General features: G+C 58.2%; 18 protein-coding genes. 12 read left to right on the top strand and 6 right to left on the bottom strand.

Translation table 11 applies throughout. The annotated features are described in order from the left end of the window. Positions 1-6 precede the first annotated feature (6 nt). The 7 genes from HMPREF3175_RS00910 (at position 7) to asd (ending at position 6,480) form a co-directional block, all read left to right on the top strand. Entirely contained in the window at positions 7-978 is a 972-nt protein-coding gene (locus tag HMPREF3175_RS00910; protein ID WP_256173696.1) for an NUDIX hydrolase, read from the top strand. A 121-nt stretch (positions 979-1,099) separates the two neighbouring features. Then, positions 1,100-1,408, top strand: coding sequence for a GNAT family N-acetyltransferase (locus HMPREF3175_RS00915; RefSeq protein ID WP_035757991.1), 309 nt, complete (start codon positions 1,100-1,102; stop codon positions 1,406-1,408). 86 nt (positions 1,409-1,494) lie between these two features. Then, on the top strand, positions 1,495-2,301 hold the full coding sequence (locus HMPREF3175_RS00920) for a thymidylate synthase (protein WP_070490205.1): 807 nt from the start codon (positions 1,495-1,497) through the stop codon (positions 2,299-2,301). A 64-nt stretch (positions 2,302-2,365) separates the two neighbouring features. After that, positions 2,366-2,938, top strand: coding sequence for a dihydrofolate reductase (locus HMPREF3175_RS00925; protein WP_070490207.1), 573 nt, complete (start codon positions 2,366-2,368; stop codon positions 2,936-2,938). A gap of 1 nt (position 2,939) precedes the next feature. Continuing rightward, positions 2,940-3,404, top strand: a complete 465-nt coding sequence (locus HMPREF3175_RS10590; RefSeq protein WP_070490209.1) for an NF038396 family protein — start codon at positions 2,940-2,942, stop codon at positions 3,402-3,404. 117 nt (positions 3,405-3,521) lie between these two features. Then, positions 3,522-5,288, top strand: a complete 1,767-nt coding sequence (locus tag HMPREF3175_RS00935) for a choline/carnitine O-acyltransferase (protein ID WP_070490211.1) — start codon at positions 3,522-3,524, stop codon at positions 5,286-5,288. Between the two features lie 67 nt (positions 5,289-5,355). After that, positions 5,356-6,480: an aspartate-semialdehyde dehydrogenase gene (gene asd, locus HMPREF3175_RS00940; protein WP_083289330.1), complete on the top strand. Its 1,125-nt coding sequence runs from the start codon at positions 5,356-5,358 to the stop codon at positions 6,478-6,480. A 124-nt stretch (positions 6,481-6,604) separates the two neighbouring features. Here the strand turns inward: asd and HMPREF3175_RS00945 are convergent, their stop codons facing one another. From HMPREF3175_RS00945 to HMPREF3175_RS00970, 6 genes are all read right to left on the bottom strand, one after another. Next, a complete protein-coding gene (locus HMPREF3175_RS00945) occupies positions 6,605-7,819 on the bottom strand; it encodes a UDP-N-acetylmuramate dehydrogenase (RefSeq protein ID WP_083289331.1) in 1,215 nt (404 codons plus the stop codon). Further along, entirely contained in the window at positions 7,816-8,265 is a 450-nt protein-coding gene (locus tag HMPREF3175_RS00950) for a MaoC family dehydratase (protein ID WP_070490212.1), read from the bottom strand. Before HMPREF3175_RS00950 ends, HMPREF3175_RS00945 begins: the two co-directional genes overlap by 4 nt. A gap of 2 nt (positions 8,266-8,267) precedes the next feature. Further along, positions 8,268-8,717: an FAS1-like dehydratase domain-containing protein gene (locus tag HMPREF3175_RS00955; RefSeq protein ID WP_070490214.1), complete on the bottom strand. Its 450-nt coding sequence runs from the start codon at positions 8,715-8,717 to the stop codon at positions 8,268-8,270. A 5-nt stretch (positions 8,718-8,722) separates the two neighbouring features. Continuing rightward, entirely contained in the window at positions 8,723-8,974 is a 252-nt protein-coding gene (locus tag HMPREF3175_RS00960) for a hypothetical protein (protein ID WP_070490216.1), read from the bottom strand. A 30-nt stretch (positions 8,975-9,004) separates the two neighbouring features. Continuing rightward, the gene (locus tag HMPREF3175_RS00965; RefSeq protein WP_070490219.1) at positions 9,005-9,352 is read right to left on the bottom strand and encodes an amphi-Trp domain-containing protein; all 348 of its coding nucleotides are present in this window, start codon (positions 9,350-9,352) and stop codon (positions 9,005-9,007) included. Positions 9,353-9,529: 177 nt separating this feature from the next. Next, entirely contained in the window at positions 9,530-10,390 is an 861-nt protein-coding gene (locus HMPREF3175_RS00970; protein ID WP_083289332.1) for a DUF1963 domain-containing protein, read from the bottom strand. A 1,488-nt stretch (positions 10,391-11,878) separates the two neighbouring features. Between HMPREF3175_RS00970 and HMPREF3175_RS00975 the strand changes: the two genes are divergently transcribed. The 5 genes from HMPREF3175_RS00975 to HMPREF3175_RS00990 all read left to right on the top strand — a co-directional run bounded on the left by HMPREF3175_RS00975 (position 11,879) and on the right by HMPREF3175_RS00990 (position 15,474). Next, the gene (locus HMPREF3175_RS00975; RefSeq protein WP_070490223.1) at positions 11,879-12,205 is read left to right on the top strand and encodes a hypothetical protein; all 327 of its coding nucleotides are present in this window, start codon (positions 11,879-11,881) and stop codon (positions 12,203-12,205) included. A gap of 216 nt (positions 12,206-12,421) precedes the next feature. After that, on the top strand, positions 12,422-13,309 hold the full coding sequence (locus HMPREF3175_RS00980; RefSeq protein ID WP_070490225.1) for a hypothetical protein: 888 nt from the start codon (positions 12,422-12,424) through the stop codon (positions 13,307-13,309). 34 nt (positions 13,310-13,343) lie between these two features. Continuing rightward, positions 13,344-13,952, top strand: a complete 609-nt coding sequence (locus HMPREF3175_RS10595; protein WP_176745104.1) for an ABC transporter ATP-binding protein — start codon at positions 13,344-13,346, stop codon at positions 13,950-13,952. Further along, positions 13,945-15,168, top strand: coding sequence for an ABC transporter permease (locus tag HMPREF3175_RS00985; protein ID WP_070490227.1), 1,224 nt, complete (start codon positions 13,945-13,947; stop codon positions 15,166-15,168). The genes HMPREF3175_RS10595 and HMPREF3175_RS00985 overlap by 8 nt, the downstream gene beginning before the upstream one ends. A 99-nt stretch (positions 15,169-15,267) precedes the next feature. Beyond that, positions 15,268-15,474 (top strand): hypothetical protein, encoded by a 207-nt coding sequence (locus HMPREF3175_RS00990; RefSeq protein ID WP_070490229.1) that lies wholly within the window; start codon positions 15,268-15,270, stop codon positions 15,472-15,474. Positions 15,475-15,892 lie beyond the last annotated feature (418 nt).

A 15,892-nucleotide genomic window follows, 5' to 3' on the forward strand; every position in this document is an offset into this window, starting at 1 on the left:
TTTCCTGTGCGCTCTACTGAACCGATCGGCGAAATCGCCGAGAGCAACCCCGATATCGTTGCCGCTGGTGTTGTGCCGTGGCGTATCGACCCCGATGATGGTTTGCAGGTCTTGTTGATTCACAGGCCTAAGCACAAGGATTGGTCGTTGCCGAAAGGCAAGGTCGATGATGGCGAGACGATCGCTGAGGCTGCGGTCCGTGAGGCTAAAGAGGAAGCCAACCTCAAGGTCACTTTGGGGATCCCGTTGCCGTGCACCCATTACTTTGTGGGCAAGAAATCGAAGGTTGTGTACTATTGGGCGGCTCACGTGGAGAAGCTGCGGCGGGTTAGCCCCGACGGCAAAGAGGTCGATATTGCCCGCTGGTATTCGCCGTCGAAGGCTTTGAAGAAGCTCACCAACGATGCGGACAAGGCCCCTATCAAGGCCGTGGTCGATGCGTATGAGCAGGGGCTTTTGAAGACGACGCCGTTCCTTTTGGTGCGGCACGCGAAAGCGAAGCCGCGCAACAGCTGGACCCGCTCCGAGGGTGAGCGCACATTGGCTCGAACTGGTTTCACGCAGGCACGTGCCTTGGCTCGCATGCTGACGGTGTGGCAGCCGGAACGGTTGGTTTCAAGCCGTTGGACTCGATGTGTTCAGACGGTGCAGCCGTATGCGGCGGCTATGGATATGAGCATCAAGAAGCAGACCGCTTTGACCGAGCACGCCGCTGACCGTGACCCGGATAAGGCTCAACGGATCCTGTTGAAGCAGTTCAACAACCCGAAGTCTACGTTGGTGTGTTCGCATCGCCCCGTGATGCCAACCCTGTTGAAGGCTCTGAAAACGGTGACGCCTAAAGAACTGCGGGAGTTCTTGCCTCAAGAGAACCCGTACCTGGCTCCGGGGGAAGCGATCATCTTGCACCGGGCGTTGGATGCTAAACGCCGGTGGCGTGCCGTTGCGGTGGAGATCCACAAGCCGTTCGAAGACTGATTCGGCTCACGAGTGTCTGCTCGAGCGACTCGATCGCTTCAAGCGTGTGCTTGGTAGGCTCGGAGGTGAAGCACCCACAGCGTTCGTGGCGTGTTTTGCGCCGTGTTGAAAGGAACCTGCCATGCCGCAACCTCCACTGATTCAGCAGCACACGCTCCGTGTTGAGCAGGACGAGGTCCAGTCTCGTTTCAATCTGTACGATGGCGATGATTTCATCGGGTTCATTCAGTACGAACAAGACGGCGACGTGTTGAGTTTCATCCACACGATCATCAGGGAAGAGTTTTCCCGCCGCGGCTATGCACGCGCGCTCACCACGATCGTCCTGGAGCGCTTGTGGGCGTTGGGCCTCAAAGTCGATCCAGTGTGCACCTACACTGCCGACTACCTTGAGAAGCACCCGCAGTACGCCGTGTTGCGTGCCCGCTAAACCCAGCTTCCACAGCCAGGCATGGGGCGTATCGTTGTCCACAGCCTTCCGTGTTTTTGGTTACTCCCTGCGTAGAATCGAGTCTCATGACCGTCCCCACGCCATATGAAGACATGCTCAAGGACGTCCTGGAGAACGGGACCCCGAAATCTGACCGGACCGGTACCGGGACAATCTCTGTTTTTGGCCGTCAGATCCGTTACGACCTCAGCAACGGCACTCTCCCACTGATCACGACCAAGCGCGTGCACTTCAAGTCAGTCGCTTTGGAACTGTTGTGGTTCTTGCGTGGGGATTCGAACGTGCGCTGGCTGCAGGAACGGGGCGTGCGCATCTGGAATGAATGGGCTGATGAGAACGGCGAGCTCGGCCCTGTCTATGGCGTCCAGTGGCGTTCGTGGCCGACCCCCGATGGCGGCCACATCGACCAGATCTCCGAGGTCATGCAGCAGCTGCGCGATAACCCTGATTCGCGCCGCCACATCGTCTCTGCCTGGAACGTCGCTGAGATCAAGAACATGGCCCTGCCGCCGTGCCACGCGTTCTTCCAGTTCTATATCGCCAACGGCAAGCTCTCGTGCCAGCTGTATCAGCGTTCAGCTGACACGTTCCTAGGCGTGCCGTTCAACATCGCTTCCTATTCCCTCTTGGTGCACATGATGGCCCAGCAGCTGGGCTTGGAACCTGGCGAGTTCGTGTGGACGGGCGGGGACGTTCATATCTATGAGAACCACATCGAGCAAGTCAAAACCCAGCTTGAGCGGGAGCCCTACGAATACCCAACGCTGCGTTTCGCACGGAAGCCGGAGTCTATCTTCGACTACGAGCTTGAGGACTTCATCGTGGAGAACTACCAGCACCATCCAGGTATTGCCGCGCCGATCGCGGTCTGAACGGGCACACTACCGGACAGTTCCCAAACCTGACTGTTTCCAAGGACGTTGAACACACATTTCAATGCATCACCATTTCTCTGAAGACTTCCTCCCGCACGAATCGGCACGCCAAATCGGTATGATCTGGGCTCATTCAGCTGAGCGTGTGATCGGTGTAGACGGCGATATTCCGTGGCGGTTGCCCGAAGACCTCGCGTTCTTCAAACACGTCACCGAGGGCCATCCCGTAATCATGGGACGCAAAACCTGGGAGTCCATCCCGGCCGCGTTCCGTCCGTTCTCTGACCGCACCAACATCGTGCTGACAACCCAGGCGGAAACCCGCAACCAGGTTTCCGCCGCCGGCGGGCACGCTGTGGATTCGATCGCTGAAGCGCTCGACATCGCCTATAACAGCGAAGGTAGCGAGCAGGTCTGGATTGTTGGTGGCGGGGCGATCTATGAAGCCCTAGAGCCGATGGCGAACCTCGCCGTGGTCACAACCGTTGACACCCAGGTTGAAGGCGACACGCTCGCTCCCGAGCTCGGTGTGGGGTGGGAACACGTGACCTCAAGCCCGGCAGGTGAGGGCTGGATCGAGAGCGAAAAACAACAGCTGCGCTACCGCGTGGATGTGTACCAACGAAAAGGCTGACATGAATACGACCCCGGAGAAAAACACGACCCCGGAAGGCCCAGCGGGTAGCGCGTCAGTGAACAACGACGCGGCGAGCGCAGAAGCTGACGCTAGCGAGGATCTGGTTCTGGGCACTCCACGCCCGGAGCTGCATTTCCTGCTGGGCTACATGTTGTTCCCGGTGCTCGCGCTCGCGAGCGCGGCGGCGGGTGTGTGGGCTGTGATCGTTGGCAACAAGATCGCGGGCGTGATCCTGTTAGTGGTTGTGGTCCAGGCGTTCGTGTGGGCTGCTGTGCGCAGCATCAGTATCCGGAAGAAACTCGTTGCCGAACGGATGGAAGCGGTCGAGGAGTTCTATACCGGTCAAGAAGCAATCGACCGTTGGCATGCGCGCGAAGCCGAGCGCCTCGAAACCGAACGCGCACAAGCTGAAGAGAAACAAGCGGCTCAAGAACAGGCCGAGCAGAAACAGCGCGATTCCTAAGGGATCGGGCTTCTTACGTCCTGCGATTCCTAAGGTCCCGGGTTTGTTAGGGGCCGCGTTCCATAAGGATTCAGCACAGTGCTGTAGCGAAGATCTAGCTGTAGGAGGCTTCGAAGCATGACCAGGCATCCCGGGATCATCCCGCATCCTGCAACACTGGATCTGAAGCCGCTCGAGGTCCCGCCGTTGGACGGCACTCTCGATGCGTATGAACATGCGCTCCGCGCAGTGCTCGAAGGCGCTGAACTGGAACACGCTCACGAAATCGTCGAGAAATTCCGCACGGGCACCGGCCCTAAGCTCGATGCCGCTCTGCGTGAGCGCGCCGAGGCCCTCGCCGCTGAAGGCACCAACTGGTTGCACGAGGAATGGTATTCCAGCTACCTCACCGTCCGTGAGCCGCTGCCTCTGAGCACCAATGTCTGCTTCCAGCTCGCTCGCCCCCGCGAGCACACATCTCTAGGCTTAGATGGAGCGGTTGAGTTCATTCAGCGCGCAGCTATGGTGCACCTGCAGGTGGCCTCTGGGAATCTGCCGGAGGATGTGGACGCCCGCGGCAACCGCATCACGTTGAATCAATGGTTCGTCTACGGTGGCTCAATACGCCTCCCGTTAGAGGGGGAAGATCAGGTCTTCCCATGCACGCTAGATGAGGCGAACCGGGAGATCGGCGTTTTCGTCAACGGTCGCCTCTTCGCCGTACCTATCACTGACAGTGCCGGCAAGCCGGCTTGCGCCGAAGCGCTGCGGGCCGCGTTGGAGAACATTCAAGCAGCGACAACGAAACCCCCAGAGCTCGATTTCAACGCCCCTTCCCTGCTGGGTTCCGGTGTTCTTGACGATCTGCTTCCAGACATGCTGGAGCACAGCGGCAACCATCTGGTGTATGACCGTCTAGCCGACATGCTCTTCACCGTTGAGCTATTGACCGACGGCGGCGCCACAGATACCCAGCGCATCCGTGAGGCAACCTTCACCCCGCGCGGGGCATGGGCGTATAAGCCGTTGAGCTATCAGGTGAGTCTTCCCGACGAGTGGGCCGCGGTGCATGTGGAGCACTCCTGCATCGACGGCGCCACGCTGGTCACCGCCATGAAACGCCTCCAGACCGTGCAGTTGCCGGCGGAAACCTCAGAAGAACTCACACGGCTCGATGCCGAGGAGCTTGTGTGGACGCTCGATGAGGCGACCACGGCGCAGCTCCGTGAGCGGGTTGCCGCCTACACGGAGCTGGCCTCGAAGTTCACGGTGCAGATCGTCACCGCGCCGCATCGACCACCTGCGCACATGCCGTTCAAGATCAGCCGTGACGCGGTAGCTCAGCTGACCATGCACATCGCGCAGCAGCTCACTTATGGTCGCATCCGCGCGGTCTATGAGGCCGTGGATATGCGTGAATACCGTGCTGGCCGCACCGAATGTCTGCGTTCCGCTACCGGCGAGGCCGTTGCTTTCGCTCGCAAACTCGTTGCGGGCACCGCGACTCATGAGGATCTACTCGCGGCCGTCAACGCACACCGCGGCTGGGTCAAGCGCTGCAAGTCCGGTAACGGTTTCGACCGCCACATCCAAATGATGGCGACGATCGATGCCAGCGATCCGTTCTTCACCGATGACGCCGTGCTGGCAGCGCGCCGGGACTTCCTCTCCACGACCTCGGTGGGTGGCCCCGAGCAGATTGTGCGTTACTGCTTTGTACCCACCCGGCCGGAGGGTTTCGGCATCTCCTACACTCCGTTGCCGGAAGCCACCGAGTTCTGTGTCTCGTGGAATGTGGATACCGCGGAGAAACCCGAGGAGTTCACCGCGAACCTCATCAAGGCATCTGAGATGCTGTGGGAGTTCCTGCAGCAGCGAGGCTCTGACCTGCCCTGGCGAGCCTAACGCCTGCCGGGATCATAATGCGAAAGATTCGGGCTTAGCGCCGGCGTTCTCGCGTAGCCTTGAAGCTATGACTTCTAAGGCTGTAGGTTTTGTCGGTTACCGCGGCATGGTGGGTTCGGTCCTCATGCATCGTATGCAAGATGAAGGGGATTTCGCCGGTATTGACCCGGTGTTCTTCTCGACGTCCCAGGCTGGCGCGGCCGCCCCAACGTTCGCTGAGGGTGCGCCAGCGCTCAAGGATGCTCACGATATCGATGAGCTCGCCAAGCTGCCGATCATCGTCACCGCGCAAGGCGGCGACTACACGAGCGCTGTGCACGGCAAGCTGCGCGCGGCAGGCTGGGACGGCATCTGGATCGATGCGGCGAGCACGCTGCGGATGGAAGAGGACTCGATCATCGTGCTGGATCCGGTCAACCGGAACGTGATCGACCGCGGCCTTGAGACCGGCGTCAAGGATTTTGTGGGCGGTAACTGCACTGTGTCCTGCATGCTCATGGGCCTAGGCGGCCTGTTCCGCAACGGCCTGGTCGAATGGGCGACCTCGATGACCTACCAAGCAGCCTCGGGTGGCGGCGCGCGCCACATGCGTGAGTTGCTGACCCAGTTCGGCGATATCAACGCATCCGTCAAGGAGCTACTGGATGATCCGGCGTCCGCGATCACCCAGATCGACACCGACGTTCTGCGTAAACAGCGTTCCGGTGAGCTCGACGCAACCCAGTTCGGTGTGCCACTGGCGGGCAACCTCATCCCGTGGATCGATTCCGACCTCGGCAACGGCCAGTCCCGCGAAGAGTGGAAAGCCGGTGTGGAGACCAACAAGGTCCTGGGCACCACGGCTGAGAACCACATCATGGTCGATGGCCTATGCGTGCGCATCGGCGCGATGCGGTCCCACTCGCAGGCGCTCACGATCAAATTGCGTGAAGACGTGGGCCTCGACGAGGTCGCCCGCCTGATCGACTCCGATAACGAGTGGGCCACGGTTGTTCCGAACGAGAAGGAAGCGACCATGCATCAGCTGACCCCGGTCGCGGCATCCGGAACGCTGAACATCCCGGTGGGTCGCTTGCGTCAGTTGGAGATGGGCCCGCAGTACATTTCCGCGTTCACGGTCGGCGACCAGCTGCTGTGGGGCGCAGCCGAGCCGCTGCGCCGCATGCTCCAGATCGCGCTCGGCAACCTGTAAGGCCTTTCTGCGGCGATCGTGGCCGTCTTTAAATGTGTGAGCGCTCAGCCGTTGTGGCTGAGCGCTCACACATTTAACGCTTTATGCGGGGCCTGTGCGGGCCTCGCGTTTCAGGCGTCGCGTTTCAGGCGTCGAGCGAGGTTCCGATGAGCAAGGGCTCATGGTGGAGTTCGATCCCCCATGCTTCCTTGACTCCGTCGCGTACCGCACTGGCGAGCGCCACGACGTCGGCGCACGAGGCACCACCCTGGTTGGTGACGGCGAGTGTGTGCTTAGAGGACAACGATGCGCGGCCGCCAGCGATCTCCTCGCCCGGCTGGCCTTTCATTCCGAAGCCCTTGTGGTAGCCCGCGTGGTCGATCAGCCACGCCGCAGACAGTTTGACGTAGCCGTCTTTGCCCGCCGGATAGCGCGGAGCATCCGCTGGCAACGCGGCAGTGAGCGATTCCTCGACAATCGGGTTCATGAAGAATGAACCGCACGAGTTCGTGTCTGGGTCCCCCGCCTCCAGGACCATGCCTTTAGAGCGGCGCAAACCCAGCACGGCGGTACGGACTTCAGCCAGCGAGACCCGGGTCCCGAGCCCGACGTTGAGGGCGCGAGCGAGCTGATCATAAGCGACAGGCAACGCTTCGCCTCGTTTGAGCCCGAACGTCACGGCCAACACAACCCAGCGAGGCGAACCGTTCTGGGTTGCGCGCTTCAGAACGGAGTTCCGGTAGGTCAAGTCCAGCTCGGAGGCCTGCAGGGTCACGAGCTTGCCTTCGTGCCGGTCCCACGCCTCGATCGAGAGCAGCGTGTTGGAGACGTCGGCACCGTATGCGCCCACGTTCTGAACCGGGGTCGCGCCTGCCGCACCAGGGATACCGGAAAGAGCTTCAAGCCCTCCGAGCTCGTGTTCAACGGTCCACGCGACGGCCTCGTCCCACGGATGCCCTGCTTCGATCGTCACCGGAACAATGCCATCCCCGGCGGCGGCTTGGGTGGCATCAGCAGCGCCAGCCCCTTCACCACCGACAGCGGCGTCTTGACCCGGTTGATCTTCTTCGCCCACGGTGATGCCGCGGGTTGCGATCTGCAGGACGGTCCCCCGGTAGCCTTCGTCAGCGATCACCAGGTTGGAGCCGCCGCCAACAATCAGCAGCGGGGTTCCGGCGGCGTCAGCCTCTTGGACTCCTTCGAGGATCTCGTCACGCGTGCGGGCCACGATGAAGCGGTCGGCTGGCCCGCCCACGCCCATCGTTGTGATGTCACTGAGCGTCGTGATCTCGCTGAGATTCCGCTGGCCCTCTGGTTCTTGCTGGCCCTGCTGCTGTCCCTGTTGCACCTGCTTGCTCATGCGGCCTCGGAGCGTCCGGAGACATTCACGATCGCTTGCGCGCGGTTGAGTACTTTCTCGCCGTCCAGGGTCACTTCGAGGTCCACGCGGATGCGGTCTTCGTCCACGACCTTGCCGACCGTGGCAACCACATCGAGGGTTGCGCCGACGGCTTCAGCGGGGTTCGTGCCGGCCCCATCGGCTACTGGGACCATGCCGGTGAAGCGGGTCTGGTAGTCCTCGATTCTGCCGGGGCACCCTGCCCAGTCGGTTACAAGTTGGACGGCAGCGCCCATCGTGAGCATCCCGTGCGCGATCACCCCGGGTAGCCCTACTTCGGTTGCGAAGCGGTCGTTCCAGTGGATCGGGTTGAAGTCGCCTGATGCGCCAGCGTAGCGGACGAGGTCGGCGCGGGTCAGTTCGATCTGTGTGCGGCCGAGTTCTTGGCCCGTTTCGAAGGCAGCCATTCTTAGTCGTCCTCCCCGCGGATCATGAGGGTTGAGCGTACGGTGCACACGGTTTCGCCGTTGGCGTCTGTGAGCACGGTTGATGTGGTGACCATCCCGCCGGTTCCGACGGCGCGGGCGCGGTCCACGGTCACGGTGGCGGTGATTTCGTCGCCGGCGACGAGCGGGCGGACGTGGGTGAAGCGTTCGTCTGCGTGGACGACGCGGGAGAAGTCGATGCCGGAGTTCGGGTCGGTGATGTAGGCGGCTTCAGCGCGCTGGGCGATCACGACCGCGAAGGTTGGCGGGGCGACTAGGTCAGCGTGGCCGGCGGCTTGCGCGGCTTTCACATCGTAGTGGTGTGGATGGGTTGCTTTGACTGCGCGTGCGAAGTCGCGGATTGCTTCTCGTCCGACCGAATATGGTGCGGCGGCAGGGTAAGTGTGGCCCTGCAGGTCTGCATTCACGCCCATGTGGCTCACCTTCCGCGCCGCGGTCCGGCGCTGTTCATTTTCTGTTTGAGTGCTCGGCGGCCGTCCCGCATGCGGGAACCGAATCCGATGACGTGGGCGATGATGCCGATCATCAGGAACACGGATGCGGCGGTGAACAGACCGGTGTTGTCTTGGATGGCGCCCATGATGAGGAGCACGAGGCCGATGAGGACCGCGGCGATGGTCGCGATCAGCATGGCCTTCGTGAGTGTAGAGGCGGAGTCCCAGTTGAGCATGGTTACCAGTCTAGTGGCCGATGCTCGGGTTTAGCTGATCAAGATGCCGGTGGGCTTGGTGCCTTGCTCTGGCTGCCCGTGGGCGTCGACGTACCATTCCATTTCGAGTTCGAATTCGCGTTTGATGCGGCCGCTGCGGCGGGTTACATCTTTGGCTTCGAGCTCTACTTTGAGGGTGTGCGGGAGCTGCAGGGTTTCTGCGGTCACGCCGTCGGAGACGGTGGCTTCGCCTGTGCGGATGCGCTGCGCGAGCCCTTCGAGGAGATCGGCGAGCTGTTCCCGGCTCATCGTTTCTTTCGCTTTGATGTTCAGAAGCTGGCCGCCAGCGAGCTGGGGCGTGTTGTTGGCTTGAGCCTGGCTGGTTTGAGCCTGAGTCATGGAAACCCCTCCCTGTCCCTGAAGTGCTGCTTGTGAGTTAGCGCTCGGCGCGCGCCAAGCATCTAAAACAATAAACACTAGAGCAATATCTAACTAGAGCAATATCTATTTGTATCTACTAATAATTATAGTATTTTATGTTATTTATTCAAGAGGTGGGGTTTAACTGACGAGTTGCTAGTCGTTACGTATCAGGCACCAAGCCTCATCGAAGCGCTGCTGGGCGAGATCTTGCTTTCTTATCCATACTTCTAAGGTGCCCGCATCGCCGAACCAGCCGTTGAGCGTTGTCCACGACTCGAACGAAGCAAGCAAATAATGCTCATCGCCGTCACCTAGTGGCAGTACTTCATGTAGCAGGGCAAAAACAGCAGACTTCCCGTGCGCGGAGTGGCCGCCTAGATGGCTATAGGGAATCTGAGAGTCAGCGTTAACCCCGAACCGCTGCAGATGCCATTCTGCCTCTAGTTCCTCGAAACACGACTCCCACTGATCAAAAGTAACTGCGGAGTTGGTTGGCAGATCTTCAAACGTCGGCAACGTGAAGCCCGGCATCATGAGCCCCTGCTGACACTCATCACCGCTAACAGGGTCCAGACCGACAGCTTCATTGACCAGATGCAAGCCGGTCACATCTGGGATATATCTCACCAGCCAGCCCCGTTCGTTCCGATCAGCTGGGTCATCACCATAGGTTTGTAAGTCATGGTAGATCTCTAGAAACCCGCTTGGTAGATCTAAGTCGTCCCCCCAAGAAGCTCTTGTTTCCGGATGAAGTTGGGCGTCGGATAAGCAAAAAGTAGCGACGTGAGCCAACATCTCTCCAGATGTGTTTCTAGGCCAGTCGATCCCCGAGATTCCTGGACCGGCGAGCCAAGAGATATGCGCTCCGGAGTCAAAATAGTCAGCAAGACCAGCCTGGCCCGGCTCAAAAGATGATTCAGAAAAAACCGCGCAAACCTGGGGCGATAAACTGCCACACCCGCGTTTTGAAAGCCACTCTAGGACCGCATCCTTATAACCGTGCAGCGGAAGCATGGAAGCACCCCTTGGAATCGTCTGTTTATCTCGTCTGGTTAATTCGTCAGCTTAACAGGAAAGGCCCCCAGCCGATTTGCGAATTCTAGAGAAATGCGTGGCGCGGGCAGGCGTTGGTGACGGCTATGGCCTGGCCGTCGAGAACCAGGGCAAAGCCGGGCTTGTACTCATGTTCGGTGGGGCGCGGCCGCCGAGTCAATCGTCGACGCGGCGGCTGAACCCCATTGAGCCAACCATGCAGTGCCGGACGAGTACGTGCTCCATTTCCCGGGGCCGGAACTATGAGCACCGATGGGTGTGCCGTCTACACCCCTCGGCTTCACCTCCACAGAGGGGTAGATGCTGACTTCAAGGCACCTGAAGCCGGTATAGCGGTCATCACGCAGGCAATGGAGTAGCCGACAAATGTGTTCGAGTATGCACCCTGAATCGAACAGGCATAGCATTTGACGGTGTTCGGGAGCTACTCGGTACAACAGGTGAGCCACCCCCTTTCCGGCACATCCCCGGTGAATTCCCGATCGATAAGGCCGCCGAACACCAGCGGCCCAGCCACACTTACCCACCCATGACCCGTGGGCACTGCAACGCGAAAATCAGACCGGTGGACCGGACCACAACCTCACGCTGTAACACCGACTGCTCGCGCCAATTCTTGCGGCCCTGTCGCGCAGGCGCCCGCACCCGAAAGCGCCGAACCTGGAGTGAGTGTCGGTCGGGGTGTTCCAACAAAACGCTCTGCTTTGCTCGCCAGCCTTGGACGGGACTACGAGAGCTTGGCAATTCCGCTGACCCCCAACTCCAGAATCCAGCAGGCTAAGGTCACAGAGACCCCAGTCCCTGTGCGGTCGCTGACGAGCGGACAGTCCTTTTTGAGATACCCCGAGGCTCGGGTTCGCTGGGAACGTGTATGCGATGGCTTTACGCAGCGCCTCATTCTCTGACTCCGGAACGAGAATTACGTAGCGTGACGTCCACACTTCCGCAGCGTCCGCGCGTGATGCAAAAATAGGTCCCTACCCGAACTCCGGACCGCTTGAGCCCCCCAGATCGGGGAGGTATCGACACTACCGAAGCCTACGTCGAACTGCTCCATCGTGTCGCCCACGCCCGGACTGCCAGCGGGAAGGTCATCACTGTAATCATGCTGCCACGGTGCGGATTCGAGGACCGCACCACTTCCTAGGCCTCCCGAACTTACAGAATGGCGATCATCCGCCCTTGAACCACTCTCACACTTCCTGACCAGGGTCAAGCGATCACGCACAGCCGACTAAGAAGCTGATGCGGCACACCTCCGTCACAAGACTTCCAAAGGAAACGAAGCCAGGTCGGTTCCAGAAAAAGGGCTACCAGTATAAGTAACATATACTATATAAGCTCCTGATTGAAGGCTAGAGAATTCGATAAGTACTATCGCCAATTACTATCGATCAGCGTAAACTTGCAATTGCGCACTTCGCGCCATTCAACAAGAAAAGGGGAAAGATGAAATCGGAATACCTGAAGAGAATGTCAGTCGCCGGACTGGCAGTACTTTCGATCATCGGATCAACGCTTGTAACGGCCCCAGTCGCCAATGCCACAAAGGGTTCCGACTCAAACCACTACCCGAACGGTGCAAAGATCACAGGAAACGCATGGATCTCTACCGTAGCTAAGGGAGGGTGCGGCAAGTTCCAAACATCCGTTGTAATCTCAAAGAAGCCGAAATGGATCGATAATGAAACCGCTTTCTATCAAATTGGACTCGGAAGCATCTCGATTAAGGGTGCAACGGCGGGTTCTACCCGGGGAAACAAATCTCTGTACTAGAAGAACACTAATGGGGCAAAGGGTGCATATTTGAGCGGAAGTGTGTGCGGAGGCTGGGGAGCTCTCTACGTTGGACTAGATTTGCACGGCGGAGCACTCCAATACGGTACTCACCGCAATATTCACGTCCGCCTTTAGAAGCAACCGTTCGCAAGCAGACGCATGTTGGTTTCGCGCAAGTGAAGCCAACATGCGTTGAAACCCGAAGGAAATTAAATGAAGAAAATCTGGGCCGGTGCTGGCGTTGCCGCTATCTTATCCCTGATTATTATAGTTGGAATCGTATTTGTCGTAAAGTACTGGCCCCCGTCGGAATCAGCTGAACAGCGCACCAGAGTCAGTGACGAACTGGTTGCTTCTTCACGGGCTTTTATGGATGATGATGGATGGTTGCTGAATCCAGAGCAAATTACCGCGGGCGCCCAGGTGACCACAGTTAGCCGCATCGACACCGCACTCCTGTTCGCAAATCTACTTGGGGAACGAACTCGCGAGGTCTTTACCGACCAGACCATCGAGAACTTGCAAACCTCGTTCAACGAAATTGAGCTACCAATATCGGTACGTCTAAATGCAGCGGCAGCACTTGTACTTGCTGGTGAGAACCCATCACAAGCGCAAAGAGACTTGGCAAGGCAAGCCATGAACGAATATGGAAGCAAAGTCACGCTGGATACACTTCCTGACTATCTGAATGATGCATCAGCTGCCACGATCATCGAACCTGGCATAAGTTTAGCTAAATTGATCAGCTTCGATCCAGGTAGCAACCCAGTTGACCAAAAGATTGCTGCTTCAGCTTTGGTTGACGTGCACCTATTCGCTAATCAAGAAGAGGTTTCAGGGATGTTCCCGAGGCTTCAAGCCGAGATGTTAACGTGGATTCGGGGCAAGGCCAAAAGTGTCGACCAGTTTATGTACGCTGCTGCGGCATTACCGAATTCTAGCGTCGTCCAACTGACACAGGACGACTTGAAAAGTATCTCACGTGAGAAAGATTCTTGGAAGAAATGCCCCGGCTATCCCGGATTCGTCTTAGTTTCGAAGACTCAAGATCTTGGTTGTTCTCTCAACATGACTGTAATCGCGCAGAAAGCTGTTTAATTTGACACCTTCAAATTATCCATTATTGCAGTTCGTGGATGTCAGCAAGAAATATGGCAGACGCACTGTTTTACGCAATTTCGACTTCGATGTTCATGCCGGAGAGATTGCATGGTTCCGCGGAAATTCCGGAAGCGGGAAATCAACGGCCATTCGGTTGGGGTCGTTTCTCTCGAATCCAACGAGTGGGCGAGTTCTATTCAATGGAAAATCCCCGTCTAATGAACAGACTTCTATACTTCGACGTTCCGAGATTGGTGTGATTTTCCAGAATTCGAACCTCTTCGAGCATTTATCAGTCGCCGAGAACTTGAGGGTTGCTTCCAATGGCGGTCTTACTACTTCTGCTATCAGACGGCTTCTGGAACCATTCGGTCTCGAGAAACTCCTGAATGAACGTGCCGTTCATCTGTCAGGTGGGGAAATGCAGCGTGTTGGAATTTGTAGAGCTTTGGTCAACCGCCCTTCATTAGTGTTGGCTGACGAACCTACATCGGGCTTGGACTCGACTCAGCGGGAGGCTGTGTATTCGATGCTAGATGATCTGCGCGGGCAGGGAGTTGCCGTAGTAGTAGCTACTCACGACGAATCCATGGGATCTGTGGCAGACCGCGAAACTTTCGTTAGGTGCGAAAATGAATAGCGGATTCTCCGTCATGTTGAGAGCGGACGTTCGCAGGATTCTTTTGTCGTCTTCGCTCGCTTTAACGATGGTGTTACTGGCATCGATTGCGTCGTTGCTATCGAGCGCAGTCGTCGAAGCAGGGGTATCTAAAGCGGTTGAACGACTACAGACAGGTTCAGCGCTAACCTTAATCGAAGTATCTGCCGAAGCCGAGCACACCACAGCAGTCCTTGACGAGGCTACCCTAGAGAAAATAGAGACACTCGACAATGTGACATCCGTGTACCCGTGGAGACAAGTTAGCGTCTTGCTTGCGGATGAGAGTGATTGGCCCGACAGTCAGCTGAATCCCGGAGTAATTAGCTTGACGCCGGTGGTACCGGGACTGACAAGCAAAGTTATAGTCGGAGATGACGACGCCATCGAAACAATCGGGGATGGTCAGATCGTACTTCCCCAACAAGTTATGGGAGGATCACTGGAACAAACCGTCGGAACGACGGTCCGACTTGAGTACACCCGGGTTGTTTCCGTAGGTACAGGCGAACCCGGCTATTTTCCCCTCCAAGTAACGGCCGTTGCTGATAACTCGGTTCCCGACAAATCTGGTCCGACTCCTGCTTATGTCTCGCAGAAAACCCTGAATACATTTTTGGAGCTAACATCACCTCCGGGAACAAAACTCGAACCGCCGGTGACGGCGTATGTCCAGGTAGGTTCCGTAGACGAAGTCGCAGGCGTTCAAGCGAACCTATCACAAATGGGTTTCGATGTATCTGCCCTGGCAACACAAACCCCTGAGCTTTCGTCAACACTAGATATTCTCGCGCTCGGCTCTACCTTGCTGACGTACCTGACGGTTGCCGTTGCGCTTGGAGTTGGTTTGTCATTGGCTTCGTCATGGACGAAACTTCGCCGCCGGGACATAGGTCTCTTGCGCGCCCTTGGGTACGAGAAGATGACGATTTTCCGGCTCATCATGGGAGCGTTGGCATTGGTCGGAGTTTCAGTCGGGCTGCTGGCCGTTGCCATAAGCTGCGTTCTGTCGCCGATTTTAACAGCCGTTGTGTCCTCACAAGATGCACTGAACATGTCTGTTAGCCCTTGGTCATTTCCAAGTGTTGGTGCATTAGTATTGGTGGCCATTCTGCCTACTGTTGGTATGCTCCTTGGGGCCTTCCTGCCAGCTGCAAAGGCGGCCAATATGGAACCGGATGAAGCACTCCGGGACTAGCTGTAGTTGCCCATACAGGAAGATGTCGTCAAGACCTGAGAGAGAAATGCGTGCCGGGGGCAGGCGTTGGAGCTTGCTCCCGGTTCAATCTGGTACGCCATGAAGTATGGCGGCGAGATCACCGCAGAGGTCCTTGCCAGCGGATCGCAGCAGGACAAATTGCCGCTGCTGGAGCAGTTCTCGACGGATCAGCTCATGCAGGAGATCATGCGCCGCTACACGCTCTTGCAGACCGAAGTAGCTGACCAGTTCAACCCCACAGGGGCCCTTCGTGCATCCAGATGGCCACCCCACCCACGCGTGTAGGTCCAAGCCGTTAGACGGCCGCCTGCGAACTTGTGTGGGGAATCATCCCTTTCGTCGCAGAACGATCTAATCAATTCCACAGGATCGGAAGTTGCCTGCACTTGGATTTGCGTCACCAGCTCCCATGCGTCCGCACGGCGGCGCAGCCATAGTGCACGTCCAGGACCAAGATCGCCGAGCGGACGACCGCGGCGGCGGAGCCAGGCCGCGGTTGGTCCGCGACAGCGATCTCGGCCCCAGAAACGGACCGCCAGCCACGTTCTGTCACACCCTTCGAGCACAGTTCTGAGTACAAACCGACGCGCCGCCGAGCGCGGCCGGGCGAGACATCAAGTGCCGACTCTAAGGAGGCCAAACCATGACCGAGAACCCGCTCGGAGAACTCATCCTCGACGCGATGCGCGTGCAGAGAATCGCG

Source organism: Arthrobacter sp. HMSC08H08 (genome assembly GCF_001807575.1).
GTDB lineage: Bacteria > Actinomycetota > Actinomycetes > Actinomycetales > Micrococcaceae > Pseudoglutamicibacter > Pseudoglutamicibacter albus.

Coding starts and splice junctions, on each gene's coding strand:
- HMPREF3175_RS00915 (WP_035757991.1), top strand. CDS start 1,100: ATGCCGCAACCTCCACTGATTCAGCAGCACACGCTCCGTGTTGAGCAG.
- HMPREF3175_RS00920 (WP_070490205.1), top strand. CDS start 1,495: ATGACCGTCCCCACGCCATATGAAGACATGCTCAAGGACGTCCTGGAG.
- HMPREF3175_RS00925 (WP_070490207.1), top strand. CDS start 2,366: ATGCATCACCATTTCTCTGAAGACTTCCTCCCGCACGAATCGGCACGC.
- HMPREF3175_RS10590 (WP_070490209.1), top strand. CDS start 2,940: ATGAATACGACCCCGGAGAAAAACACGACCCCGGAAGGCCCAGCGGGT.
- HMPREF3175_RS00935 (WP_070490211.1), top strand. CDS start 3,522: ATGACCAGGCATCCCGGGATCATCCCGCATCCTGCAACACTGGATCTG.
- asd (WP_083289330.1), top strand. CDS start 5,356: ATGACTTCTAAGGCTGTAGGTTTTGTCGGTTACCGCGGCATGGTGGGT.
- HMPREF3175_RS00945 (WP_083289331.1), bottom strand. CDS start 7,819: ATGAGCAAGCAGGTGCAACAGGGACAGCAGCAGGGCCAGCAAGAACCA.
- HMPREF3175_RS00950 (WP_070490212.1), bottom strand. CDS start 8,265: ATGGCTGCCTTCGAAACGGGCCAAGAACTCGGCCGCACACAGATCGAA.
- HMPREF3175_RS00955 (WP_070490214.1), bottom strand. CDS start 8,717: ATGGGCGTGAATGCAGACCTGCAGGGCCACACTTACCCTGCCGCCGCA.
- HMPREF3175_RS00960 (WP_070490216.1), bottom strand. CDS start 8,974: ATGCTCAACTGGGACTCCGCCTCTACACTCACGAAGGCCATGCTGATC.
- HMPREF3175_RS00965 (WP_070490219.1), bottom strand. CDS start 9,352: ATGACTCAGGCTCAAACCAGCCAGGCTCAAGCCAACAACACGCCCCAG.
- HMPREF3175_RS00970 (WP_083289332.1), bottom strand. CDS start 10,390: ATGCTTCCGCTGCACGGTTATAAGGATGCGGTCCTAGAGTGGCTTTCA.
- HMPREF3175_RS00975 (WP_070490223.1), top strand. CDS start 11,879: ATGAAATCGGAATACCTGAAGAGAATGTCAGTCGCCGGACTGGCAGTA.
- HMPREF3175_RS00980 (WP_070490225.1), top strand. CDS start 12,422: ATGAAGAAAATCTGGGCCGGTGCTGGCGTTGCCGCTATCTTATCCCTG.
- HMPREF3175_RS00985 (WP_070490227.1), top strand. CDS start 13,945: ATGAATAGCGGATTCTCCGTCATGTTGAGAGCGGACGTTCGCAGGATT.
- HMPREF3175_RS00990 (WP_070490229.1), top strand. CDS start 15,268: ATGAAGTATGGCGGCGAGATCACCGCAGAGGTCCTTGCCAGCGGATCG.